Annotated in this window: 23 protein-coding genes; 14 read left to right on the top strand and 9 right to left on the bottom strand. The window is 59.6% G+C overall.

Translation table 11 applies throughout. The annotated features are described in order from the left end of the window. Positions 1 to 132 precede the first annotated feature (132 nt). The 11 genes from J7447_RS13515 to J7447_RS13465 all read left to right on the top strand — a co-directional run bounded on the left by J7447_RS13515 (position 133) and on the right by J7447_RS13465 (position 11186). Positions 133 to 1995: an EAL domain-containing protein gene (locus J7447_RS13515; RefSeq protein WP_209169837.1), complete on the top strand. Its 1863-nt coding sequence runs from the start codon at positions 133 to 135 to the stop codon at positions 1993 to 1995. A 394-nt stretch (positions 1996 to 2389) separates the two neighbouring features. Then, positions 2390 to 2818 (top strand): hypothetical protein, encoded by a 429-nt coding sequence (locus J7447_RS13510; RefSeq protein WP_145903536.1) that lies wholly within the window; start codon positions 2390 to 2392, stop codon positions 2816 to 2818. Between the two features lie 2 nt (positions 2819 to 2820). Beyond that, the gene (locus J7447_RS13505; protein ID WP_152505763.1) at positions 2821 to 4659 is read left to right on the top strand and encodes an ABC transporter ATP-binding protein; all 1839 of its coding nucleotides are present in this window, start codon (positions 2821 to 2823) and stop codon (positions 4657 to 4659) included. Between the two features lie 306 nt (positions 4660 to 4965). After that, positions 4966 to 5526 (top strand): ubiquinol-cytochrome c reductase iron-sulfur subunit, encoded by a 561-nt coding sequence (gene petA, locus J7447_RS13500; RefSeq protein ID WP_022998122.1) that lies wholly within the window; start codon positions 4966 to 4968, stop codon positions 5524 to 5526. Between the two features lie 25 nt (positions 5527 to 5551). Further along, positions 5552 to 6817, top strand: a complete 1266-nt coding sequence (locus tag J7447_RS13495) for a cytochrome b/b6 (RefSeq protein ID WP_022998121.1) — start codon at positions 5552 to 5554, stop codon at positions 6815 to 6817. Positions 6818 to 6847: 30 nt separating this feature from the next. After that, positions 6848 to 7732 (top strand): cytochrome c1, encoded by an 885-nt coding sequence (locus J7447_RS13490; RefSeq protein ID WP_022998120.1) that lies wholly within the window; start codon positions 6848 to 6850, stop codon positions 7730 to 7732. A gap of 71 nt (positions 7733 to 7803) precedes the next feature. Continuing rightward, positions 7804 to 8295, top strand: a complete 492-nt coding sequence (locus tag J7447_RS13485; protein WP_022998119.1) for a heme-binding protein — start codon at positions 7804 to 7806, stop codon at positions 8293 to 8295. Positions 8296 to 8356: 61 nt separating this feature from the next. Continuing rightward, positions 8357 to 9235: an S-methyl-5'-thioadenosine phosphorylase gene (locus J7447_RS13480; protein ID WP_209169836.1), complete on the top strand. Its 879-nt coding sequence runs from the start codon at positions 8357 to 8359 to the stop codon at positions 9233 to 9235. 135 nt (positions 9236 to 9370) lie between these two features. Then, positions 9371 to 9919, top strand: coding sequence for an adenine phosphoribosyltransferase (locus J7447_RS13475; RefSeq protein ID WP_022998117.1), 549 nt, complete (start codon positions 9371 to 9373; stop codon positions 9917 to 9919). A 7-nt stretch (positions 9920 to 9926) separates the two neighbouring features. Further along, on the top strand, positions 9927 to 10589 hold the full coding sequence (bluB, locus tag J7447_RS13470) for a 5,6-dimethylbenzimidazole synthase (RefSeq protein ID WP_209169835.1): 663 nt from the start codon (positions 9927 to 9929) through the stop codon (positions 10587 to 10589). A 117-nt stretch (positions 10590 to 10706) separates the two neighbouring features. Continuing rightward, on the top strand, positions 10707 to 11186 hold the full coding sequence (locus tag J7447_RS13465) for a GNAT family N-acetyltransferase (protein ID WP_209169834.1): 480 nt from the start codon (positions 10707 to 10709) through the stop codon (positions 11184 to 11186). Positions 11187 to 11264: 78 nt separating this feature from the next. On the opposite strand, the gene J7447_RS13460 is transcribed toward J7447_RS13465, so the two are convergent. Further along, positions 11265 to 12161, bottom strand: coding sequence for an agmatinase (locus J7447_RS13460; RefSeq protein WP_209169833.1), 897 nt, complete (start codon positions 12159 to 12161; stop codon positions 11265 to 11267). A gap of 288 nt (positions 12162 to 12449) precedes the next feature. Between J7447_RS13460 and J7447_RS13455 the strand changes: the two genes are divergently transcribed. Together J7447_RS13455 and J7447_RS13450 are read left to right on the top strand one after the other, a co-directional pair. Further along, complete coding sequence (locus tag J7447_RS13455) at positions 12450 to 13472, top strand: methyltransferase (protein ID WP_022998113.1); 1023 nt, start codon at positions 12450 to 12452, stop codon at positions 13470 to 13472. 114 nt (positions 13473 to 13586) lie between these two features. After that, positions 13587 to 13829 carry a hypothetical protein gene (locus tag J7447_RS13450; protein ID WP_075282487.1) on the top strand — a complete coding sequence of 81 codons (243 nt, stop codon included), beginning with the start codon at positions 13587 to 13589 and terminating at the stop codon, positions 13827 to 13829. Positions 13830 to 13942: 113 nt separating this feature from the next. Here the strand turns inward: J7447_RS13450 and J7447_RS31315 are convergent, their stop codons facing one another. The 4 genes from J7447_RS31315 to J7447_RS13435 all read right to left on the bottom strand — a co-directional run bounded on the left by J7447_RS31315 (position 13943) and on the right by J7447_RS13435 (position 16330). Continuing rightward, a complete protein-coding gene (locus J7447_RS31315; RefSeq protein ID WP_055655912.1) occupies positions 13943 to 14422 on the bottom strand; it encodes a MaoC family dehydratase in 480 nt (159 codons plus the stop codon). Then, a complete protein-coding gene (locus J7447_RS31310; RefSeq protein WP_286189134.1) occupies positions 14419 to 14877 on the bottom strand; it encodes a MaoC family dehydratase in 459 nt (152 codons plus the stop codon). Before J7447_RS31310 ends, J7447_RS31315 begins: the two co-directional genes overlap by 4 nt. Positions 14878 to 14949: 72 nt before the next feature. Then, positions 14950 to 15312 carry a hypothetical protein gene (locus J7447_RS13440; protein ID WP_022998109.1) on the bottom strand — a complete coding sequence of 121 codons (363 nt, stop codon included), beginning with the start codon at positions 15310 to 15312 and terminating at the stop codon, positions 14950 to 14952. A gap of 118 nt (positions 15313 to 15430) precedes the next feature. Further along, entirely contained in the window at positions 15431 to 16330 is a 900-nt protein-coding gene (locus J7447_RS13435) for an NAD(P)-dependent oxidoreductase (protein ID WP_209169832.1), read from the bottom strand. Between the two features lie 189 nt (positions 16331 to 16519). On the opposite strand from J7447_RS13435, the gene J7447_RS13430 reads away from it, so the two are divergent. Then, positions 16520 to 17419, top strand: a complete 900-nt coding sequence (locus tag J7447_RS13430; RefSeq protein WP_062491438.1) for an AraC family transcriptional regulator — start codon at positions 16520 to 16522, stop codon at positions 17417 to 17419. A gap of 8 nt (positions 17420 to 17427) precedes the next feature. Here J7447_RS13430 and J7447_RS13425 read toward each other — a convergent pair whose 3' ends face one another. From J7447_RS13425 to ychF, 4 genes are all read right to left on the bottom strand, one after another. Further along, entirely contained in the window at positions 17428 to 19203 is a 1776-nt protein-coding gene (locus tag J7447_RS13425; protein ID WP_022998106.1) for an SLC13 family permease, read from the bottom strand. 311 nt (positions 19204 to 19514) lie between these two features. Next, on the bottom strand, positions 19515 to 20198 hold the full coding sequence (locus J7447_RS13420; RefSeq protein WP_022998105.1) for a fumarylacetoacetate hydrolase family protein: 684 nt from the start codon (positions 20196 to 20198) through the stop codon (positions 19515 to 19517). Between the two features lie 165 nt (positions 20199 to 20363). Further along, positions 20364 to 21662, bottom strand: coding sequence for an MFS transporter (locus J7447_RS13415; RefSeq protein ID WP_022998104.1), 1299 nt, complete (start codon positions 21660 to 21662; stop codon positions 20364 to 20366). A 160-nt stretch (positions 21663 to 21822) separates the two neighbouring features. After that, positions 21823 to 22923 carry a redox-regulated ATPase YchF gene (ychF, locus tag J7447_RS13410; protein WP_022998103.1) on the bottom strand — a complete coding sequence of 367 codons (1101 nt, stop codon included), beginning with the start codon at positions 22921 to 22923 and terminating at the stop codon, positions 21823 to 21825. Positions 22924 to 22949: the final 26 nt, after the last annotated feature.

The raw sequence follows: 22949 nt of genomic DNA, 5'->3' as shown, positions 1-22949 counted from the left end.
GAGGCAGCCGCGGAACGCCTTGTGTATTGGTATAAATGACAGTAACCCAATAAAATCACTTGCAGTTTAGAGATTGGTTCAGTTTTGCTCCCGTAGAGTAAGCGTAACTAATATCTTGGCTGAAGACGGAATATGGCAGAATTCTTAGCGAATGTGCCGGGTCAACATCTCCTGCTCGCATTGGGAACCGCTCTGGTTCTCATGGCCGTATGCTATTTATGCGGCCGAAGGCAGCGGGACGGCTCGGCTCCTTCCAGCGTTTCCAGATTTGGCAACGATGCCGCAATCCTTCAGCTTGTCGTGGAGCATGCCCATGAAGGCCTGGTCATGCAGGACATCGACGGGCACATCGAATGGACGAATCCGGCCTATTCCCGCATCACCGGTTTCAGCGCTGAAGAAATTCGCGGCCGGCGGCCTCAGGAATTCATCTTGCCGCCGGAAAACCAGCTCTCCCCGGACGAGATCGAAAACTTCCGCTACGACCTGACGAAGTTCCGGTCGGGAACCGAAGAGCTGATCCTCAACCGGCGCAAGAACGGCGAATTGTTCTGGAACCAGCTGACCTTTGCTGTGGTCGAGGGAAAGACGCTGGAAGAAACCAAGATCATTCTGATTTGCCGGGATGTAACCAGCCAGGTTGAGCATGTGAAGGAGCTGGAGAACGCGCGCATCCGGTTGAAACATCAGGCGGAGCATGACGACCTGACCGGCGTTGCCAACCGGGCCAAGCTGAATGCCTACCTGAAGGAGCGCGTTGCAGAGGGCACGGCCGGCAACGCTCAGATCGGGATCATTCATTTTGATCTGGACCACTTCAAGGACATCAACGACAGCCATGGACACGGAGCAGGCGATGCGGTGCTGCGTCATGTGGCCATGGTGATGAGCCGTGTGCTGGGCAACAAGGGGTTGGTCGCACGTATCGGCGGGGATGAATTCGTCGCGGTGGTCGCGGACCCGTCCGGACCAGGCGAAATGGAAGATCTGGGCAACCGGATCCTTGAGGGACTGGCCAGGCCGGTGAGAGTGGACCGTCACGAGTTGAGGGTTGCCGGCAGTGTCGGGCTAGTGCTGGCGAAAACGGCGACTGCGAGTGCGTCGGAGCTGATCAATTGTGCCGATATTGCTCTTTATGCCGCCAAACGTTCGGGCCGTAGCCAGATCTCCTGGTACACGGATGCGCTTGGAGCGGCACATCGCCACCGGCGCATGATCCAGGCACAGCTGGACGAGGATCTTGAAAACGGCGGTCTGTCTTTGATGATGATACCGCAGTACGACCTGGAGAGCCGACGGATCATCGGATACGAAGTTACGGCCTGCTGGCTGCATCCTTCCGAAGGGCTCGTGGACCCGGTCAGCCTTCTGTCGACGCACGAAGACGTCAAGAGAATCGCCCAGATCGAGCGTTTCTCGCTGCTGGAGGGGCTTTCCCAGGTCAGGCGACTTCGAGAGCTCTCGAATACGGCGTTCTTCCTGTCGGTGAACCTGAGCGGAGCCAGTCTGAAGGAAAAAGGCTTCGTTGAACAACTTCGTCAGGCTGCCTGTGAGGCTGGTTTCAAGACCGACGACATCGTGGTCGAGCTGGACGAAAAAATCATCCGTTTCGACGAACCGGACGGCCTCGCCGGATCCGTCGACGTTCTGAGGGAAATCGGCTGCAGGGTTGCCCTGGACAAGTTCGGCGGCGGACATGGCGGTGCCGGTCAGCTTATCTATCTGAACGCAGATCAATTGAAGCTGTGTCCGATGCTTATTGCAGGGCTTGAGGACAGCAAGGAAAAACGGCAGCTGGTTCAGTCGGTCACCCGGCTTGCCGGCAATCTGGGGCTGAAGATTTCCGCGGCGGGAGTCGATACGACAAAGCAGGTCGATCTGCTCAAGCAATTCGGCTGCACGACGGTGCAGGGCAAGGTCATTGCGGATCCGCTATCGCCTCATGAAGCGGAAATTCACATGCGCGAGTTCGAGCTGCTGGAGTATCAGTCCTAAGCTCTCTGCCGCAGGGAGAGGTTTGGGGGTCTGTGGCCGATGGGCAACAGATCGATATTTCGTGCTGCAATTTGACGCATTTTTGCTTTTCAAGTTCTCCGAAAGCAGGTACCAACATCCCCAGTCAACTCATGGTGGTTGGCTTTGTTTCCCCAGCAGCCGCCCGGCTGCGCAACCAGGAGGGCACTAAATGACAGATCGCTGCATGATCCACCCATATGCCGCTCTCCAGGCTTGCCCAGGTATCACTGTCCGCTTCCGCTAGGAAGCCACAGACCTTCTTCAAATTCCTGACTTTTGCGGTGACCGGCTGAAGCCGTTCCCATTGAGCTGCATGCGTTGCCACGCGTGTCTGCCGTCACCACGTTTACGATCCCATTTCGGAGATGATCCGATGTCATTCCATTTCACGCCGGACCTGTCCCCAGCGACAGGCCGTCCGGATATTGAAGTGTCTTTACCAGAAGAGCCACGACAGGCTTTTCCCCGCCGTGCGATGCGTGCCGCTGTCGCCGCCGGCGTCTTTCTGGGAACCACTTTTGCGATCGCCGTCGTGTTCTTCATTCCGGTCATCGTCTTCAATCTGAGCCGGATCGAGGCTCTGGAAATCGCCGGCCGACACATACCGGTGACGCAGTTTGCCGATGAACTCGGCGCGCTTTTCTGGGGCACCTTCATCGTGGCTCTCGCCTTTACAAGTTTCATCGCCAGTCTCCTGCTGTTTGCGACTGGCCGCATAATTCGCCCGCATAGAAAACCTGTGCGCACTGACGATGCCCTGGTGCATCTCAATGTGTTACGGTTGAGCGGGGCCGAGAGGTAATCATGTTCGAGCGTTTCGAAAAACTCGTGGACCCCTTCGAGAAGACTGTTCTCGAAGTGCCCCCGAAGGGCTTCTGGGCCTTCTGTTGGTACTATACCAAACCTGTCTGGCCGATCCTGGCCGGTGTGTCGCTTCTCGGCACGCTGGTCGCGATCGTGGAAGTCTATATCTTCACGTTCCTTGGCGACCTGGTCACCTGGCTGGAAAAATCCGATCCGGATACGTTCGTCAGTCAGAACTGGCGCACGCTCCTCTTCATGCTGGTGATCCTGCTGGTGCTGCGCCCGCTGCTGGAGGTTATCTGGCAGCTGCTGTTTCACCAGGGGCTGATGGGCAACTATCCCATGTCCATCCGCTGGCGGGTGCATCGATACCTGCTGCGCCAGAGCGTGTCGTTCTATCAGAACGATTTCGCGGGCCGGATCGCGACGAAATTGATGCAGACGGCGCTTGGCGTGCGTGAGGTCGTCTCGCGCATGGCCGATATCATGGTCTATGTCGCGGTCTACTTCACCGCGGCCGTGATCGTGGTCGCGGGAGCCAATATCTGGCTCAGCCTGCCGTTCCTGGTGTGGATCTGTGCCTATCTGCTCACGATCCGCTTCTTCATTCCGAAGTTGCGGGACGTGTCGAAGGAGCAGGCTGATGCGCGCTCCCTGATGACCGGTCACGTGGTTGATGCCTATACCAACATCACCACGGTGAAGCTGTTCTCCCATGCGGAGCGCGAAGAAGCCTATGCTCGCACGTCGATGCTTGGCTTCCTGAAGACGGTCTTCCTGCAGATGCGGCTGGTGACGGGGCTGAATATCGTCCTGGTGTTCATCAACATGCTGCTGCTGACCTCCATCGGTGTTCTTTCGATCATTCTGTGGCAGGCCGGCACTGTGACCATCGGCGAAGTCACCATTGCGGTTGCCTTCGTGCTGCGTCTCCAGGGGATGTCCCACTGGATCCTTTGGGAGCTTGCGGGATTGTTCGAGAACATCGGCACCGTGCAGGATGGCATCTCCACCATTTCGCGGGAACGCGAGGTGATGGACGTCAAGAACGCCAAGGCGCTCGAGGTCGGCCAGGGCGAGATCCGTTTCGATCGCATCCGTTTCCATTATGGCAAGGAAGCCGGCGTGATCGAGGACCTCAGCCTGACGATCCATCCGGGTGAGAAGATCGGTCTGATCGGTCGGTCGGGTGCAGGCAAGTCGACGCTGGTCAACCTGATCCTGCGCTTCTACGACCTTGAAGGTGGCCGAATCCTGATCGATGGCCAGGACATCGCCAATGTCCGTCAGGACGACATCCGGGCCGAGGTTGGTGTGGTGACGCAGGATACATCGCTCCTGCATCGGTCGATCTTCGACAACGTGGCCTATGGCCGTCCGGATGCGACTCGGGAAGAGGTGCTGGCAGCGCTTGAAAAAGCGCATGCGCTGTCCTTCGTCGACGAGCTGGAGGACATGGAGGGCCGCAAGGGTCTCGATGCTCATGTCGGCGAGCGGGGCGTCAAGTTGTCCGGTGGTCAGCGCCAGCGGGTGGCGATTGCCCGCACCCTGCTGAAGGATGCGCCGATCCTGGCTCTCGACGAGGCGACATCCGCTCTCGACAGTGAAGTCGAGCTCGCCATTCAGGAGAGCCTGTTCGATCTGATGCAGGGCAAGACGGTGATTGCGATTGCCCACCGTCTGTCCACGATCGCGGCCATGGACCGGCTGATCGTGATGGACAAGGGTCGAATCATCGAGGAGGGGTCCCATCAGGAGCTTCTGGAGCGGGGCGGACTTTACGCACAGCTCTGGGAGCACCAGTCGGGGGGCTTTCTGTCCTCGGTTCAGGCCGCCTAAATCCAAAGACCAATGGCAAGAGCGGGATTCAATCGGATTCCGCTCTTGCACTCATTCCCCAAAAAAGGGCAGAAAAGCGGCGCGGCGGTTGTTTTGCCTGCGACATATGCGTTTCGAGGCGTTTGTTGAACTGGACAAGCGTTTCGAAGGGTGCAAAAAGACAAGCCGCTTGGCCGGTGCGGAATAGCCCGTATCCGGCCCCCGATGAGCCCGGCATGGTTCCGTTCCCTTCTTGGGCAAAGAAGGGGTCCCGGACGTGATGCGGGCTTTCGGTACAGGTTGAACAGGTTTCGAGAGGACGCGACCTTGGCACATACGGATCAGGCGGAACCGACCCGCCGCGATTTCCTCTATATTGCGACCGGCGCCATGGGCGTCGTTGGCGCTGGCGCGCTGGCATGGCCGTTCATCGATCAGATGAACCCGGATGCCTCCGCATTGGCTCTGGCTTCCATCGAGGTGGATATCTCTGCCGTGGAAGAGGGGCAGTCGATTACAGTCAAATGGCGCGGTAAGCCGGTATTCATCCGCAACCGTACCGAAACGGAAGTGGAAGAAGCCAAGGCTGTTCCCCTGGCTGATCTTCCCGACCCGCTTGCACGAAATTCTAACCTGCCGGCGGACGCGGAAGCGTCTGACGCCAACCGTGGCGTCGAAGGCAACGAGAAATGGCTCGTCCAGGTCGGTATCTGTACCCACCTCGGCTGCGTGCCGATCGGCAGCTCCGGCGACTTCGGCGGCTGGTTCTGCCCGTGCCATGGGTCTCACTACGACACCGCCGGCCGTATCCGTAAGGGCCCGGCTCCCGAGAATTTGCTGATTCCGCCGCTCGAGTTCGTCAGCGACTCGACGATCAAGATCGGCTAACGGCATAGATTTTTAGGAGACAGCCATGGCTGGACATTCAAACTATGTACCGCAGAGCGCTCCGGCAAAGTGGCTGGAAAGCCGCCTGCCGGTCATCTCGCTCGTTCGCGGCTCTTTTGTTGATTTCCCGACGCCGAAGAACCTGAACTACTGGTGGACCTTCGGTGGCATCCTGTTCTTCGTGCTGATCGCGCAGATCATCACCGGCATCGTGCTGGTGATGCACTACACGCCAAGCACCGATGCAGCCTTCAACAGCGTCGAGCACATCATGCGCGACGTGAACTTCGGCTGGATGCTGCGTTACCTGCATGCAAACGGCGCGTCGATGTTCTTCATCGCCGTATACATCCACATCTTCCGTGGTCTTTATTACGGTTCCTACAAGGCACCGCGCGAGATCTCCTGGATCCTCGGCGTGATCATCTTCCTGATCATGATGGGCACCGCCTTCATGGGTTACGTGCTGCCGTGGGGCCAGATGTCCTTCTGGGGCGCAACGGTTATCACCAACCTGTTCTCGGCCATTCCGCTGGTCGGCGAAGAAATCCGCACCTGGCTGTGGGGTGGTTTTGCGGTCGACAACCCGACCCTGAACCGCTTCTTCTCGCTGCACTACCTGCTGCCGTTCATGATCTTCGGTGTCGTTATCCTGCACGTGTGGGCGTTCCACACCACGGGTAACAACAACCCGACAGGCGTTCAGCCGAAGACCAAGCAGGACACGGTTCCGTTCCACCCGTACTACACGATCAAGGATCTGTTCGCGATCATCGTGTTCATGATCCTGTTCGCATGGTTCGTCTTCTACGTGCCCAACTACATGGGTCACCCGGACAACTACATCGAAGCAAACCCGCTCGTGACCCCGGCGCACATCGTTCCGGAATGGTACTTCCTGCCGTTCTACGCGATCCTGCGCGCCATCCCGGACAAGCTCGGCGGTGTTGTCGCCATGTTCGGTGCCATTGCAGTTCTGTTCGTTCTGCCCTGGCTTGACACGTCCAAGGTTCGCTCCGGCACCTACCGCCCGCTGTTCAAGCAGTTCTTCTGGATCTTCGCTGCCAACGCCGTTGCGCTTGGCTATCTCGGCGCCATGCCGGCCGAAGGCACCTACGTTCTGCTCGCCCGGGTCTGCACCGCCTACTACTTCGCCCACTTCCTGATCATCCTGCCGATGCTCGGGTTCCTGGAAAAACCGCGGCCCTTGCCGGCCTCGATTTCCGAAGCGGTTCTGAAGGGCGGAGCCGGCAAACCGGCTGGTGCGACTTCAGCACCGGAAACGAAGTAACGCGGCCCGGATCAGGAGTTAATTGAGACAATGAGCACCATGATCAAAATGGTTCGTTCCTTCGCTGCGGTGGCGGCTGTCGCCATCGCGACCCCGGTCTTCGCAGCAGGCAACGCCCCGCACATCGAGCGGGAGCAGTGGTCCTTCTCGGGTCCGTTCGGTTTCTACGACCGTGGCCAGCTGCAGCGTGGCTTCAAGGTCTACCGGGAAGTCTGTGCTTCGTGCCACGGCCTGAAGCAGGTTTCTTTCCGTAACCTTGCTGAAGACGGTGGCCCGAGCTTCACCGAAGATCAGGCCAAGCAGATCGCGTCCGAGTACACCGTCATCGACGGTCCGAACGACGACGGCGACATGTATGAGCGTCCGGGTATTCTGGCGGACAAGTTCCCGTCTCCGTTCCCGAACGAGCAGGCTGCCCGCGCTTCCAACGGCGGCGCTTACCCGCCGGACTTCTCGCTGCTGGCAAAGGCCCGTGCGGCGCACCGCGGTTTCCCGTGGTTCGTCTTCGATGCCTTCACCCAGTATCAGGAGCAGGGCCCGGATTACATCTACGCGCTTCTCACCAGCTATCCGGAAGAAAACCCGGCATGTCTGGGTGAGGACTTCACCGGCAACTACAACCCGGCATTCCTGGGTGGTTCCGTTACCGCTGAAGCTTGTGCGCACGAGCATCTGACAGGTGGTCCGATCGGCATGGCCGCACCGCTGTCCGACGAGCTGGTCGAATACACCGACGGCACACCGATGACGGTCGACCAGTATGCGCATGACGTCGCTGCATTCATGATGTGGGCCGCCGAGCCGCATCTGGAAGAGCGCAAGAAGATCGGCTTCCGGGTCATGATCTTCCTGATCGTCTTCGCCGGCATGCTCTACTTCACGAAGAAGAAACTGTGGCGCAACGTTGAGCATTGATTGATTGCCGCCTAAGTGCATGATGAAAGCCGCCGGACCTTCCGGCGGCTTTTTCTTTGAGGGGTAATGCAATGCGCCGCGCATTGATGTTTCTGGCAATTCTCCTGCTTCCTGTCCCCGCAAATTCGCAATCGGCCGCAACCCACATGGTCGAGGTCCTGGACATGCATCTTGCCATGCGCGCTGCGCTGCGAGCCGTCGAGGTCTGCAACGAGGCAGGTTTTCAGGCCGGAGCTTCCGTGGTGGACCGTTTCGGCGTCGAGCAAGTGACACTGCGCAGTAACATGGGCGGTGCGCATGTTGCCGAAACCGCCCGTCGCAAGGCCTGGACCGCCGCTTCATTCAACCTTCCCAGTTCGGATCTAGGTTCGCTCGCCGGACCGGGCGGAGAGGCCAGTCTTGCTGCTATTCCAGGGGCGTTGCCTCTGGCTGGGGGGCTGCCCATCGTCTCGGCGACCGGAATGCTTCTCGGAGCGATTGGCGTTGCCGGAGGCGGTGGCGGTGAGAATGAGGCGAAATGCGCCAAGGCCGGGCTTGACGCCATCGCGGATCAATTGAAATAAACCATCGCTGATGCGGGCCTGTGTCCCGCAGGAATTGATTTTGAATCTGTTTGGAGTGGTTATGGCAGACGCAGTATTGGGCATTATCGGCGGGTCTGGAATCTACGACCTTCCGGGTCTGGAAAACTCCGAATGGATCGCCGTCAACAGCCCCTGGGGCACCCCGTCCGATGAAGTGCGTATCGGCACCATTGATGGTCTCAAGGTGGTTTTCCTGCCTCGCCATGGGCGCGGACACGTTTATTCGCCGACAACCATCAACTACCGCGCCAACATCGACGTGATGAAGCGCTGCGGCGTCACCGATCTTCTGTCTGTCTCTGCCTGCGGATCGCTCAAGGAAGAACATGCTCCAGGCACCTTCGTGCTGGTGGACCAGTTCATCGACAGGACGTTTGCGCGGGAGAAGAGTTTCTTCGGTACCGGCTGTGTCGCGCATGTGTCCATGGCGACCCCGGTCAGCCCGAAACTGGTCGATGCAGTGGCGGCAGCCGCGAAAGCTGAGGACCTCGCCTATGCCAAGGGCGGCACCTATCTGGCCATGGAAGGCCCGCAGTTCTCTTCTCTAGCGGAAAGCCAGCTCTACCGGTCCTGGGGCTGCGACGTAATCGGCATGACCAACATGCCGGAAGCAAAGCTTGCCCGTGAGGCTGAGATTTCCTACGCCACCATCGCGATGGTCACCGACTATGACAGCTGGCACCCGGACCACGGCGAAGTCGATATTCAGGCCATCATCAAGGTTCTTCACGAGAACGCCGAAAACGCCCAGAGGCTTGTTGCCCGTGTCGCAAGGGATCTGCCGCGCGAACATCAGTCCTGCCCGGCCGGGTCCGATACTGCGCTGGAGTTTGCCATGATGACCGCACCGGACAAACGCGACCCGGCGCTGGTGGCGAAGCTCGACGCTGTCGCAGGACGGATCCTGAACCGGACCTGACCGGATAGCCGGCCGAAAGTGTGGCCGGCATAACCCCTTGAGACAAAGCGAAATTGCTTCGACCGGCAGGTCAAACTTGTTATAACCACCGGCCGGGGCAGATGCCTGGAACTATTTTAACAGAGAGATATCCCGATGACCGCACAGACCATTCAGGATGAACTTGTCAGTGCAATCCGCACGATCAAGGACTATCCGAAAGAGGGCATCCTGTTCCGGGATATCACGACGCTGCTCGGCGATGCCCGTGCCTTCCGCCGGGCGGTCGATGCTCTGGTACAGCCCTGGGCCGGCTCCAAGGTCGATCAGATTGCAGGCATCGAGGCGCGCGGTTTCATTCTCGGGGGCGCGGTCGCGCACCAGCTGTCCGCCGGCTTCGTGCCGATCAGGAAGAAGGGCAAGCTCCCGCACGAAACCGTCCGGATCGCCTATTCCCTGGAATATGGCCTGGATGAGATGGAAATGCACAAGGATGCGATCAAGCCGGGCGACCGTGTCATCCTGGTTGACGACCTGATTGCTACCGGTGGAACGGCAGAGGCTGCCTGCAAATTGTTGCGGTCCATGGGCGCCAACATCGAGTCGGCGTGCTTCATCGTCGATCTGCCAGATCTCGGCGGGCGCAAGAAACTGGAAGCGATGAACGTTCCAGTGCGCACCCTCGTGGAATTTCCGGGTCACTAGGTCTGTCATGGCGGGAGGAGCCGAGGGCAGGGACGTGATACCGGACTTTTCAGCGAAATTTCAGAAGGATTTCGAGACCCTTCTGAAATGGCGCCGGGACGTGCGCCGTTTCAAGCAGGAGCCGTTGCCGGCAGGCGCGCTCGACCATCTTCTGCAACTGGCAGACCTCGCGCCGTCTGTTGGCAATAGCCAACCCTGGCGAATTGTTGTCGTCGACAGCGCCGAGGCGCGTGGGCGGATCATCGCGAGCTTCGAAACGGAAAACGAAGAAGCCGCCAGGACCTACAGTGACGACAAGGCGCTCGCCTATCGCCAGCTCAAGCTGGCGGGGCTGAAGGAAGCCCCCGTGCATCTGGCGATTTTCTGCGACGACGACCCGGAACAGGGCCACGGACTGGGCCGGCTGACCATGCCGGAAACGCTGGCCTATTCCACGGTCAGCATGATCCACACATTCTGGCTGGCGGCTCGTGCCGAAGGTGTCGGGGTTGGCTGGGTGTCGATCCTTGATCCGGACGCGGTGACAGAGGCGCTGCAGGTTGACGCCGGTTGGCGCCTCGTGGCTTATCTATGCGTCGGTTATCCGGAAGAAGAGCATATCGACCCGGAGCTGGAGCGAGCGCGTTGGCAGGCGCGCACGCCTCTGGCATCCCGCGTCATTCACCGATAGGGCATCCTGCGGCCAGACGACCGCAGAAAGGGTGCTCGCAAATTATGGAAGCGATCGGCAAATGGTTGTTCAATTGGCGACGATTGAAGGGCCGCTGATCTGGAGGCAGGGCAGACCATGAGCGTGATCATCCGACGGATCAACGAGGAAGACAAGGAAGCTGTGTTCCAGCTTCTGGCAGACCGATGGGCAGGCCCCGAAATGCTACTGGACGGCGAGATCGTCGATGCGTCGAGCCTACCGGGTTATGTTGCCTATGCAGGCGACGATCTTGTGGGGCTCGTCACGCTGATCAAACGGGAAAGCGAATGGGAAATCCTCACGCTGGACTCGCTCAGCCGCTGGGGTGGCACCGGAACACTGCTGCTGAACGCGGTGGTCGATGAAGCAAAGGCATCCGGCATCAACCGGCTGACCGTCCGTACGTCCAACGACAACCTCGACGCCTTCCGCTTCTATCAACGGCGCGGCTTCCGTCTGGAGCGGATTGCGCAAGGTGTCATCGATGCCGAGCGCGAGAAGAAGCCGGAAATTCCGCTGCGTGGCGACTACGGTATCGAAATCCGCGACGAAGTCCTGTTTGCCCGCAACCTTTGAGGTGCTGGCGACATCCCCTTTCTTTCCCACCTTTTCTGCATCGGTCTTGCCAGCCCGAACACCTGTCCGAGTATCCTGTTATTGCCGGACGATCGCGCCGACGGCGTTGACCAAAAGTCTTGAGGCGGTCAGCGCGCTGAGGCCGTCGATATCGTTTGGCGGGTAGAATTCGACAAGGTCAAACCCAACGATCCTTGCGCGTCTGCCCAGACCCGCAATCAGATCGATCACCTGCGTGTAGGTGAGCCCGCCGGGTGTGCGTGCCGCAACGCCGGGCATGATGGCCGGGTCGAGGCCGTCACAGTCCAGCGTGACTACGCAGCGCGCGCCTTGCGGAATATGCTTCAACGCGGCCGAGATACCTTCTGCGTGGACCTCGCGCGCTGTGACAAAGCGGCTGCCATAGGTTTGTGCAGCCACGATTTCGTTTTTACCGGCACTGCCGACGGCACGCAGACCAACCTGAACGAGGCCCGCAACATGCGGCATCTCGCTGATGCGGCGCATCGGGCTGGAGTAGCCGTAGCGCTCGCCGTCGACCTCATCGCGCCAGTCGATATGGGCATCTATCTGCAGCACCCATAGGGGCCCCTGATCAGCGAAGGCGGCGAGGAAGGGGATCGGCAGGGAGTCATCACCGCCAAGCAGGATCGGAACGGCTGGCAGTGCCAGGATCGAGCGTGTTTGTGCCTCGATCCGTGCCCGGTTGCCTGCGTTGTCGTGCAGCCGGGTGTCGATATTGCCGATGTCGGTGCAGCATACCGGCTGACCCTCGAATAGCGGTCCGCCGAGATCGAAGTCCCAGTGGCCGACGAGGCCGGCATCTTCCTGACTGGCTGCGCGAATGGCATCGGCTGCTCCGGTGTACCCGCTGCTGTCCTTGCCAGGGTAAGTGCTGCCGTGTCCGGCACCGAAGATCACGGCACGTGGTGTCCGGTTTTCCGGAAGCTGTGCGGGAAAGTCGAGAAAAGGCACTCGGTCGGTCCTGTTCGGTTTCTTGCGGGCGGTATACTGCAGAAAGGCAAATTACCAGGCGTTTGAGAACGCTTTCGATGCCTGACAGCATCGGCCTCAGCTTAATCGAAGACCGGGGTCTGCCAAAGTTCAAGGACAAAAACCGGCTCCCGCGTCAGCTCTTGCCGGCTGGGGAGCGGAATTTGCATTGCGGCGCACAATAGTTATACTTGCTCATTCCCAAGTTCATTTTTCCTGAACGGAAAAATTCCGCACATTTGTGCTCAGAATTCCTGAGGAGGATAATTTATGCCCGTCGCCAGGTCCTTGGAAACGGCTGAGGAAATTTCAGATATTGCTTTCGGATTTATGGGCTCCAAGGCTCTTTTTTCTGCACTTCATGTAGATTTGTTTTCACTGCTTTCCGAAAAGACCTTGACGCCACAGCAAGTTGCTGAAGAAAGCGAGCTTGATCTTGATCGTGCCACAACACTGTTGACCGCGCTTACGAGCCTCGGGCTGGTGCGCCGGGAGGGAGCAGGCTTCACCAATTCGCCCGCAGCGGAGGCGTTTCTGGTGAAAGGACGGAAGTATGATTTCGGCGACTATCTGCGGTTTCAGATCGACAAGCAGATGTACCCCTTCATGACGCAGCTCAACGACGCCCTGACGGACAGTCTGGAGGACGACCAGGTTGCTTCCTACGAGACGTGGTTCAGCGACCCGGAAGAAGCACGGCTTTATTCCCGGTCCCAGCATGCAGGCTCGCTTGGGCCCGGGCGGGGACTTGCCAAGCTTGTGGATCTGTCCGCTGCCAAGCAGTTGCTGGACGTTGGCGGTGGCACCGGGGCCTTCTCGATTTCGCTTTGCAAGGCGTATCCGGGACTGCGATCAACCGTTCTTGATTTTCCGAATGTCGCCAAGGTGGGCGAAGAGTTCATTGCCGAAGAAGGCCTGCAAGACCGCATCCGCTACGCGCCGGGCAATGCCCTGAAGGACACATGGCCGGACAGCGCGGACGCAGTGCTGATGTCCTATCTCTTTTCCGGCGTCCCGGGCACGGCCATTCCCGGGCTTGTGCGCAAGGCCTTCGAGGTTCTGACACCGGGTAGTGACTTCATGGTGCATGATTTCATGGTCGACGAAAACCGCGACGGGCCGAAGCTGGCCGCGCTCTGGCAGCTTCAGCACACCGCCTTCAACCCGGAAGCCCGTTCGATCACGAGTTCCTACGTTGCCGGCTTGATGGAAGCCGCCGGCTTCACGGATATCGCAGTTGAAGTGATGATCCCGGGCATGACGATGCTGGTGCACGGCCGCAAGCCGGAATAGCATCACGCGGCAAACTGCGGCAAATGGGCATGATGTCCGTTTGCCGCAGTGCCTGGAACAGGCAAACGGATTAGGGACAAACTCTACGTGTTTTCCCTAAGATCCGGAGAAGAGATGTCTGCTTCATCTGCCCCCAAGGAAGTCCTGGTGCTACGGCTGCTTCTGGCCGTGCCCATCTTGAACCTGTTTCTCAAGGAAGCGCTTTACGGCGCGGAAGATGCCAAATACTGGTTCATCGCCAATCTCGCGATGATCTGGGCGGTGTCGATCTATGCCTTCGGATACCCGGCGATCATCCTGCCGGCGCTGACCATGGTGCCGATGGCCTTCTTGTGGATCCTGGACGTCTGCCGCTGACGCACAGCTCGCAAGCGAGGCATGGCAATACAGGATCGCCAACCGCACAGCGTGCTGCCGTCTTGAGGACGCAGCACGCTTTTGCGTCTTAACAGGGCCGACTGATTGTCCGGTTAGCGCTTGCGGCGTTCGACGAACACCGTGCCCTTGAAGGAGAACACCAGCGTGCCGTCCTGATTGAAGGCCTGCATGTCGGAATGAACCAGACCCCAGTCCGGGCGGGTCCGGCTTTCGGTCTTGCCGGTGACCACACGCCGGTAGCGCAGGGTGTCACCAACAAAGACCGGCCTGATCCACTTGAGATCCTCGAACCCGGGCGAGGGGCCGATATTGGCTGGTGTTTGCCCTGCCGCCAGCGCTTCTTCCTGAAGAGCCTTGTGCCTTGCGACCCAGAGCTTCATGAATACCGCTGCCGTGTGCCAACCGGAAGCACACAGGCGACCGAAATGGGTCTGCGCGGCAGCCTCCTCGCTGAGATGAAAAGCCTGCGGATCGTATTTTTCCGCAAAACGCACGATGTCTTCCCGGGTGAAGGTGTGTTCCCCTAGGTCAAGCGTGTCACCGACTTCAATATCTTCGAAAAAGGCACTCACCGGGCGACCTCCCGTCTTGCGAACAGGTTCGGGTTTTCCCAGACGAGCACTTCGATGCCCTTCTGGTTCTTGGCCGTCAGACGAATGTTGACGAGGCCAAGGTCCGGTTTCGACCGCAAGTCTCTCGTGTCGAGTATTTCGACCCGGGCCGTTAGGCAGTCACCTGGATGAACGGGACGCTTCCACTGCAGCTTGGTGATACCCGGCGAACCACGGCCGCTTGTCCTGGTCAGGAAATTTTCGGCAAGCAGGCGCATCACCATCGAACCTGTATGCCATCCGGAGGCAGCGAGCCCACCGAGGATGGATGCCTTGCCGGCCTCTTCGTCGAGGTGGAAAGGCTGCGGATCGAACTCGGCAGCGAAATCGATGATTTCGTCCCTGCTGACGGTGAGGGAGCCCAGTTCGAAGACCTGACCAGGTTCGAAGTCTTCAAAATAAAGGAGATCGGTCATGAATTCCGGTGGTGTTGGCAGTCCGCGGAAACGCGCTGGTCCGCGTTCCCGCCTTGAGATTGGAAGAAAAGATCAGTCGTAATAGATCTCGTTATCATCCATGTAGACGTTGCTGGCTTCGCAGATATCGATGTCGATCGGATCGTCGAGAACTTCGGTATCGTCGTCGGCCAGCCAGCCGACCTGGAAGGTCTGCGCGCAGTTGCCCGTGTCGGCGGCGAACTCGGCTTTCGCGCTTTCACCCGGCGAAAGCGGTCCGGACAGCCAGTTGTCCGACCAGCCGTCGCCGTCATTGGTGTAGAAGCCGACGACTACGTTGTCTTCGGTGTTGTTGTAGATCTGGAAGTACCCTTGCGAGCCGGTTCCCTGTGCGACGGCTGCAGTCGCAGACGCCAGGAGGGCAAGGCCGAGAGTGGCAGATTTCAGTAGCTTCATGGCACGTTTCCCAGGTGGGCAGCCTTGCTGCCCGACAGTGTTGCGTTCAGAAGCTAGTCCCAGCCGTATCGGAAGTAAAACTAAATCCGCCAGCCTTCGTTCTTGCCTGGATCGCCGGTTATACGGTCACGTATTTGCGCCAGTTGTGCTCTTCTTGGAAGCCCAGAACCTCGCGGATCTTGCGGTTCGAAAACAGGGCCTCGTGCTCGCCGAGTTCCCGGCTCAGCGGCACGTCGGGGAAGAAGCTCTTAAGGATTTCCGCATTCGGAATATCGACGGAATTCGTGTCGTTGCCGGCGTTGAAGACCTGGTAGCCGAGCCCGTCCTTTTCGAGGCAGCGGTCGACGATCTGACCGAGGTCGCGCGCATCGATATAGCAGAAGATGTTTCTGCGGCGTTGCGCAGGATTGGCAAAGAAATCCGGGAACCGGTCGTATTCGTGCGGCTCGATGACATTGCCGATCCGCAGCGCATAGATATCGAAGCCGGACCGGCGCTGGAAGGCGCGGGCGGTCTGTTCGTTGACCACCTTGGAAAGCCCGTAACTGTCCATCGGGTCGACGTCATAATCCTCTTCGACGGGCAGCACCTTCGGATCGACCACGCCATCGGCGAAACAGACACCGTAGGTGGTTTCCGAAGAGGCGATCACGATCTTGCGGATGCCGAGCTTCACGGCGGCTTCAATGACGTTGTATGTGCCGATCGTATTGACTTCGAAGGTTCTGTTGTCCGGATGAATGAGAATGCGCGGCACAGCGGCAAAATGGACCACCGCATCGAAAGTTGGCACCCCGTTGCCCGGTTCCAGTTCATCGAAATTGGCGTAGCTGGTCATGATGTTGAACATTTCACCCGATGAGGTGATGTCGGCGATGAGGTTGTCGACACCTGGATGATCAAGCGGTTTCAGGTCGACATTGACGACGCGATGTCCCTGGGCCAGCAGATAGGGAATGACGTGCCGTCCGGCCTTGCCGGAACCGCCGGTGAACAGAATGCGTTTCTGGGTGGTCATGGTTCAACTCCCCTGTTTTTGAGTTGCGTACATCATGGCCATTCCGACGCCGGAAGCCAGTGCCTGTTTTGTCTTTCTGGAAGAAAGACCTTGTTCTTCCGGAATGTGCCGGTGTGAGGGGCTGGAAGTCAGCAAGATTTATCAAAAAGCATGGTGCTAGGGTCCCATCAATCGAACGGGGCCAAGTCCATGACCAATCACGAAAAGCTCACACTCTCACCGCGGGACAACGGCTATGTCCGCCGTTTCACAAGGGTGATCGAATATATCTACGCCAACCTCGACGAGGATCCTGATCTGGCGACGCTTGCCGAGGTGGCAGCCCTTTCTCCCTCACACTGGCACAGGGTCTGGCAGTCGACCTATGGCGAATCCATCTTCGCGACGGTCAAGCGGCTGCGCCTTCATCGTGCCGCGGGAGACCTTGCCTATACGGACCTGGCCTTGCCCGTCGTCGCAAAACGGGCCGGATACGGCAGCCTGGAGGCTTTTTCACGCAGCTTCAAACAGGCTTACGGCCAGACCCCCACCGCCTACCGCTCCTCCGTTTCCTCGCGCCGGGTTCAGCCGGCCAACGGTGGTGCACCACTTCCCAAACAGAAAGGACCAGCTCCAATGCATGACGTTTCCGTCAAAACCCTTCCGTCCGAAACCCTGGCCGTGCTGCCTCACCGAGGCGCCTACATGGAGATCGGCAAGGCGTTCGAGACACTTTTCGGCATTCTGGTGAGCCGTCAGCTGGTCGGCCGGATCGGTGCGATGAAGGCGCTCTATTATTCCGACCCGACCCATGTTGCCGAAGATGATCTGCAGTCGGCTGCCGGAGCGGTCATAAACGATAGCTTCCCGGTCGATGCTCCGCTCGAAAAGCGGGAAACGCGTGCCGGTGACTACGCGGTGCTGCGTTACAAGGGACCCTACGCCGACATGAAATGGGCCTACGAGTGGCTTTACGGCGAGTGGCTGACGCAGTCTGGCCGTGAACCGGACGATGCGCCCTGTCTGGAAGTCTATCTCAACAACCCGCGCGACACGGCGCCGGCGGACCTTCTGACCGACATCTGCCTGCCTCTGAAGCCTGCTGCCTGAGCTCTGTTTCAGAGCGGCCAGAACAGCAGGATGGCCGGGATGCTGACGGCCAGGACGAGGATCTCGAGCGGCAGGCCCATACGCCAGTAGTCGCCAAAGCGATAGCCGCCCGGGCCCATGATGATGGTGTTGTTCTTGTGGCCGATCGGCGTCAGGAACGCACAGGACGATGCAACCGCCACCGCCATCAGGAACGGATCGGAGTTCACCTGAAGGGAATTGGCGATCTGGACCGAGATGGGCGCTGCGATCAGGCAGGTGGCAACGTTGTTCAGGAAGTCGGAAAGGGTCATCGTCACCACCATCAGGATGGCGAGGGTGACCCATGCCGGAGCCGTCGAGGTGAGGGCGAGAATACCGTCGGCGATCAGCTGAGCGTTGCCTGCTTCCTCAAATGCTTGTCCAAGGGGGATCAACGAGCCGAGAAGAACGATCACCTTCCACTCCACGGACTGATAAACCTCCGACCCGCTGATCAGGCCGGCGGCGGCATAAAAAATCACACAGGCAGCCAGGGCAACCGGGAGATAGGCAAGGCCAGCAACGGCTGCTGCAATCGCAACGGCAAAGCCTGCGATGGCCAGCCAGGCCTTGTTGCGCTGCATGACGCCTGTCTTGCGTCCTTCCAGAGGCAGGACACCAAGCCAGGCGCAGGCGCTTTCCAGCCGCTCCGGGGTACCCAGCAGCAGAAGCACATCACCCGGGCGTATCTCTTCGTGGCGAACGCGTTTCTGTACACGGCGACCCTGCCTGGAAATGCCGAGCAAGGTAACGCTGTGGCCGTAAAGGAGACGCATGTCGAAACTCGACCGGCCGATGATCCTGGCATTGTCCGGCGCGATTGCCTCGATCAGTGACAGGGCGTCGTTGTTCAGGCCGCCCTTGTGCTGTTCTGAGCCGGCGAATTCCAGCTTGGCGGCGCCCATGAAGGCCTCGATAGCCTTGGGGTCGCCTTCCACGAACAGGTAATCTCCGGACTTGATCGCCTCGCGGCGGGCAAACCCGCGTACACGCCGGCCATTGCGGATGAGGCCGATGATGGCGACATCCTTCTCGTCGGCAACGGGGTAAAGATCGCCGACGGTAAGCGGCTTTTCTTCCGAGATTTCCCCGACCTTCAGTTCGGCCGCATAAAGGCTTTCGGCAAAGCCCTCCTGTTTCGGCTTGTCCCGGAAATGGCGGGGCAGCAGGCGCCAGCCGAACAGGGCAACAAAGGCAATGCCTGTCACTGCGACCACGAGGCCGACAGGGGCAAAATCGAACATGGAAAAGGGCGCGCCAAAGGCATCCGAACGATACTGCGCGATGACGATGTTTGGCGGTGTTCCGATCAGGGTGATCATGCCGCCGAGGATCGTTGCGAAAGATAGGGGCATCAGGGAGAGGCCGGGCGAACGTTCCGCCTTCTTGGCCGCCTCCATATCGAGCGGCATGAGCAATGCCAGCGCAGCGACGTTATTGATGATTGCCGACAGACTGGCGCCGACGATGGCCATGAGACCGATATGCCGCGACAGGCCTCTGGAAGCGGAAATCACCACGCCCGCAATCAGTTCCACGGCACCTGAGTTCATCAGCCCGCGCGAGACGATCAGCACGAGGGCAATGATCATGACGGCGGAATGGCCGAAGCCGGAGAAGATTTCCTCGGAAGGGACGAGACCCAGGAACGCACCCAGGATCAACGCGCCAAAGGCAATGAGATCGAAGCGGATACGGCCCCAGACCAGCAGTGCGAAGACAGTGCCGAAGAGGACGAACAGGGCAATCTGGTCAAAGGTCACGAACAGGCTCCGGCAAAGACTTCAAAATCCGGGTTCGACCTGAACATGGCCGACCCGCAATCTCAAGACCACTTAAAGGACTTGGTCCGTCTTCCTTTGCATTTCCGGCCGAACGGAGCTGGACAGCGCCGTTGTCGGAGAAACCGGGACCACAACTTCTAAACACGGATTGCCACCAAAAGGTTCCGCAGCTTTCAAGGGCGAGAGAAGGCCAATAAGACCAGGCCCGGAAAGCGGCTGCTTTCCGGGCCCTTGCAATGCGGCAATACCGGGGATCTCAACGCGAGCGCGCACACGCCCGCCCGGGCCTGTCAAATGACCCTGACGGTCAGCTCCGGCAAGCCGTCGATGGTCGCCAGCATGAGGTCGCCGCGCTGGACGGAGCCGACACCAGCGGGGGTTCCGGTCAGGATGACGTCGCCCGCACCAAGCTGGAACAGCTCGGACAGCTTGGCGATGATTTCCGGTATTTTCCAGATCAACTGGTTGAGGTCGCCTTCCTGGCGAAGCTCTCCGTTCACGCTGAGTGCAATCCGGCCCTGGTCGAGGAAGCCGCTGTCTGCCGCCGGCATGATCCGGCCGATAGGGGCAGAGCGTTCAAAAGCCTTGGCGGCTTCCCACGGGCGCCCCGCCTTCTTGGCCTCCGCCTGCAGGTCGCGGCGGGTCATGTCGAGGGCAACGGCGTAGCCGTAAACATGTTCAAGTGCACTGGCTGCCGGGATGCTGCGCTTGCCGGACTTCAGAACGACCGCGAGTTCGACCTCGTGATGCACGTCGCTGGACAGGGGCGGATAGGGAAATTCGCCGGAAGGATCGAGGTTGTCCGGGTTCTTCTGGAAGAAGAACGGTGCTTCCCTGTTCGGATCGTGGCCCATTTCCACGGCATGAGCGGCATAGTTTCGACCGACGCAATAGACCCGGCGGACTGGAAAACCCTTCTGGCTTTCGCTGACGGGCAGGATCGTGGGGAAGGGAGCCGGAATGACGGTCGACATCGCAGACACTTTCGAGAATTGACGAAAGCCTGCTTGTACCGGGTTCGGCAGCATCCTGTCGAGCGGGAGTTATATTCGCCCCGGTGGAGCCAGCCTTTGTCGTGCGATTTGTTGGGCACACCAGAGGCGTTCAGGCCGGAATGCAGGTGGTCCTGTTGCCCTGCACTACGTTGGAGCCGGCTCCGCTTCTTCGTCCTGGCTGATGCTACCGTCTTCCGAAGGCATGAACCAGATGACCACGAAGGCCAGAAGGCCGGCAGCGATCATGTAGAACGCCGGCGCAAGCTGCAGGTGGGTCTTGTCGATCAGATAGGTGGCAAACAGCGGTGCCGTGCCGCCAAAGAGCGCCAGCGGGATGTTGTAGCCGATGGAATAGCCGGTCACGCGTACGGACACCGGGAACTGGCCGACCATGGCGGCCATGAGCGGGGCAAAGAAGGCGGTGAGAATAACGGCCATGCCGAGCTGGCCCAGAATGACCATGACCGGATCCGGATGGTGCACCAGCCAGAACATCGGCAGGGCGAAGAGGGCGACACCGCCCGATCCGAACAGCAGTATGGTTCTTCGGTCGATCCTGTCGGCGAGATAGCCGACAATAGGCAACAGCAGCATGAAGACGACCATCACGCTGGTATTGATCGTCAGGGCCCGGCTTTCCGTGAACTTGACGTAGTCGACCAGGTAGGACGTGAGATAGACGAACGTCAGATAGAAGCCGACGCCGTTGAGGATGTTGCACGCTATCGTCCGCAGCAGGGCGGGCCGGTGGTTGCGCAGGACCTCGCCAACCGGAGCACTGACAGGATCATGCGAGGAGGGCGGTTGGTCCCTTTCTTCTGCCTTGGTGCCGCTGCGGATCATGAAACCGGTGAGGCCGACCAGCAGACCGAAGGCGAAGGGAATGCGCCATCCCCAACTTCCCAGATCGTCCGCCGGCAGGAGGCCGGTTGCCAGTGCCGCCACGCCGGAACCGAGCAGAATGCCGAATGTTGCTCCGACCAGGGCCCAGGAAACCGTGAAACACCGACGCTTGGGCGGGGCTATCTCGTAGAGGTAGACGGTCGAGCCGGTGTATTCGCCGCCGACGGAAAGCCCCTGCAGCAACCGCAGCAGCGTCAGCAGCACGGGTGCGGCAATGCCAATCTGGTCGTAGGTCGGCAAGAAGGCGATCAGCGTTGTCGGAATGGCCATCAGGGCGACGGACAACAGAAGGGCCCGGCTGCGGCCGGTCTTGTCGGCAATATGGCCGAGCAGCAGACTGCCGATGGGACGCATGAGGAAGCCGGCCGCAAAGACACCGAAGGTGCTGATCAGGCTGACGGTCGGATCGTCACTCGGGAAAAACTGTTGTGCAAGGATGGGGGCAAGATAGCCGTAGACGGCGAAATCGTACCATTCCAGCGTATTTCCCACCGTTCCCGCAATGATCTTGCGGATCCTGGTGTCGCTTCGTCCCGCCATATTGGCCCCTCCTGCAGGTCGAATTCCCGTTTGTCCGGGTAACCCTAGAGGGGATGTCTTTATCTTCCGTTTCCGTGCCTTCTGAGGAAGGCGGCTGACCGGGAGGCGGTGGCGGACGGGAAACGCGCAGGCGGCGCTTGGCTGCCTGCGCGGGATTTCGTCAGGTGTTGAACTTGAAGAGCAGGACGTCGCCGTCCTTGACGACATATTCCTTGCCTTCGTCGCGAGCCTTGCCCGCTTCCTTGGCTGCGGTTTCGCCGCCGAGGCCGACGTAATCGTCGTAGGCAATGGTCTGCGCGCGGATGAAGCCGCGTTCGAAATCCGTATGGATGACGCCGGCTGCGCCCGGGGCCTTGGTGCCTTCGGTGATGGTCCAGGCGCGGGTTTCCTTCGGGCCTGCCGTGAAATAGGTGATCAGGCCCAGCAGGCCGTAGCCTGCGCGGATCAGCCGGTCGAGGCCCGGCTCTTCAAGCCCGATGGTCTCCAGGAACTCTTCCTGTTCTTCCTTGTCGAGCTGGGAGATTTCCGCCTCGATGGCAGCGGAAATCACGACGGCGGCAGCGCCTTCTGCCTTCGCCTTTTCGGCGACCTTGGCGGAGAGGGCATTGCCTTCGCCTGCGGATGCCTCGTCGACGTTGCAGACGTAGAGAACCGGCTTTGCAGTCAGGAGGTTCAGGCCCTTCAGGATCTTCTCTTCATCCGGACCGGAGACTTCCAGAACGCGTGCCGGCTTGCCGTCCTGCAGCAGGGCCAGCGCGGCTTCCATGACGGGCAGCACAGCCTTGGCTTCCTTGTCGCCGCCGGAGGCCTTTTTCTTCAGCGGTGCAATGCGGCGCTCAAGGCTTTCCATGTCGGCGACCATGAGTTCGGTCTCGACCGTTTCGGCATCGGCGATCGGGTCGACAGTGCCTTCCACATGGGTGATGTCGTCGTCTTCAAAACAGCGCAGCACGTGTGCGATGGCGTCGACTTCGCGAATGTTGGCCAGGAACTGGTTGCCGAGGCCTTCGCCCTTGGAGGCGCCGCGCACGAGGCCGGCGATGTCGACAAAGGTGATGCGCGTCGGAATGACTTCCTTGGACCCCGCAACTTGACGGATCGCGTAGAGGCGCGGATCCGGAACGGCAACTTCGCCCGTATTCGGCTCGATCGTGCAGAACGGATAGTTGGCAGCCTGTGCAGCTGCCGTCTTGGTGAGCGCGTTGAAGAGTGTGGACTTGCCGACATTCGGCAGTCCGACAATGCCGCACTGGAAACCCATGGGAGTTCGCTTTCGGTTGGTCTTGA

This window comes from Labrenzia sp. R5_0 (assembly GCF_017743835.1).
Lineage (GTDB): Bacteria > Pseudomonadota > Alphaproteobacteria > Rhizobiales > Stappiaceae > Roseibium > Roseibium algicola.
The sequence above is the reverse complement of the archived record's forward strand: the minus strand, read 5'-3'. Positions and strand labels throughout refer to the sequence as shown.

Bases quoted from the DNA above. Each gene is read 5' to 3' on its own strand.
- J7447_RS13475 (WP_022998117.1), top strand. From the start codon at position 9,371: ATGACCGCACAGACCATTCAGGATGAACTTGTCAGTGCAATCCGCACG.
- J7447_RS13505 (WP_152505763.1), top strand. From the start codon at position 2,821: ATGTTCGAGCGTTTCGAAAAACTCGTGGACCCCTTCGAGAAGACTGTT.
- J7447_RS13435 (WP_209169832.1), bottom strand. From the start codon at position 16,330: ATGACCACCCAGAAACGCATTCTGTTCACCGGCGGTTCCGGCAAGGCC.
- J7447_RS13415 (WP_022998104.1), bottom strand. From the start codon at position 21,662: ATGGCGGGACGAAGCGACACCAGGATCCGCAAGATCATTGCGGGAACG.
- J7447_RS13450 (WP_075282487.1), top strand. From the start codon at position 13,587: ATGTCTGCTTCATCTGCCCCCAAGGAAGTCCTGGTGCTACGGCTGCTT.
- J7447_RS13440 (WP_022998109.1), bottom strand. From the start codon at position 15,312: ATGAAGCTACTGAAATCTGCCACTCTCGGCCTTGCCCTCCTGGCGTCT.
- ychF (WP_022998103.1), bottom strand. From the start codon at position 22,923: ATGGGTTTCCAGTGCGGCATTGTCGGACTGCCGAATGTCGGCAAGTCC.
- J7447_RS13455 (WP_022998113.1), top strand. From the start codon at position 12,450: ATGCCCGTCGCCAGGTCCTTGGAAACGGCTGAGGAAATTTCAGATATT.
- J7447_RS13515 (WP_209169837.1), top strand. From the start codon at position 133: ATGGCAGAATTCTTAGCGAATGTGCCGGGTCAACATCTCCTGCTCGCA.
- J7447_RS13490 (WP_022998120.1), top strand. From the start codon at position 6,848: ATGAGCACCATGATCAAAATGGTTCGTTCCTTCGCTGCGGTGGCGGCT.
- J7447_RS13420 (WP_022998105.1), bottom strand. From the start codon at position 20,198: ATGTCGACCGTCATTCCGGCTCCCTTCCCCACGATCCTGCCCGTCAGC.
- J7447_RS31310 (WP_286189134.1), bottom strand. From the start codon at position 14,877: ATGACCGATCTCCTTTATTTTGAAGACTTCGAACCTGGTCAGGTCTTC.
- J7447_RS13495 (WP_022998121.1), top strand. From the start codon at position 5,552: ATGGCTGGACATTCAAACTATGTACCGCAGAGCGCTCCGGCAAAGTGG.
- J7447_RS13510 (WP_145903536.1), top strand. From the start codon at position 2,390: ATGTCATTCCATTTCACGCCGGACCTGTCCCCAGCGACAGGCCGTCCG.
- J7447_RS13485 (WP_022998119.1), top strand. From the start codon at position 7,804: ATGCGCCGCGCATTGATGTTTCTGGCAATTCTCCTGCTTCCTGTCCCC.
- bluB (WP_209169835.1), top strand. From the start codon at position 9,927: ATGGCGGGAGGAGCCGAGGGCAGGGACGTGATACCGGACTTTTCAGCG.
- J7447_RS13465 (WP_209169834.1), top strand. From the start codon at position 10,707: ATGAGCGTGATCATCCGACGGATCAACGAGGAAGACAAGGAAGCTGTG.
- J7447_RS13480 (WP_209169836.1), top strand. From the start codon at position 8,357: ATGGCAGACGCAGTATTGGGCATTATCGGCGGGTCTGGAATCTACGAC.
- J7447_RS13430 (WP_062491438.1), top strand. From the start codon at position 16,520: ATGACCAATCACGAAAAGCTCACACTCTCACCGCGGGACAACGGCTAT.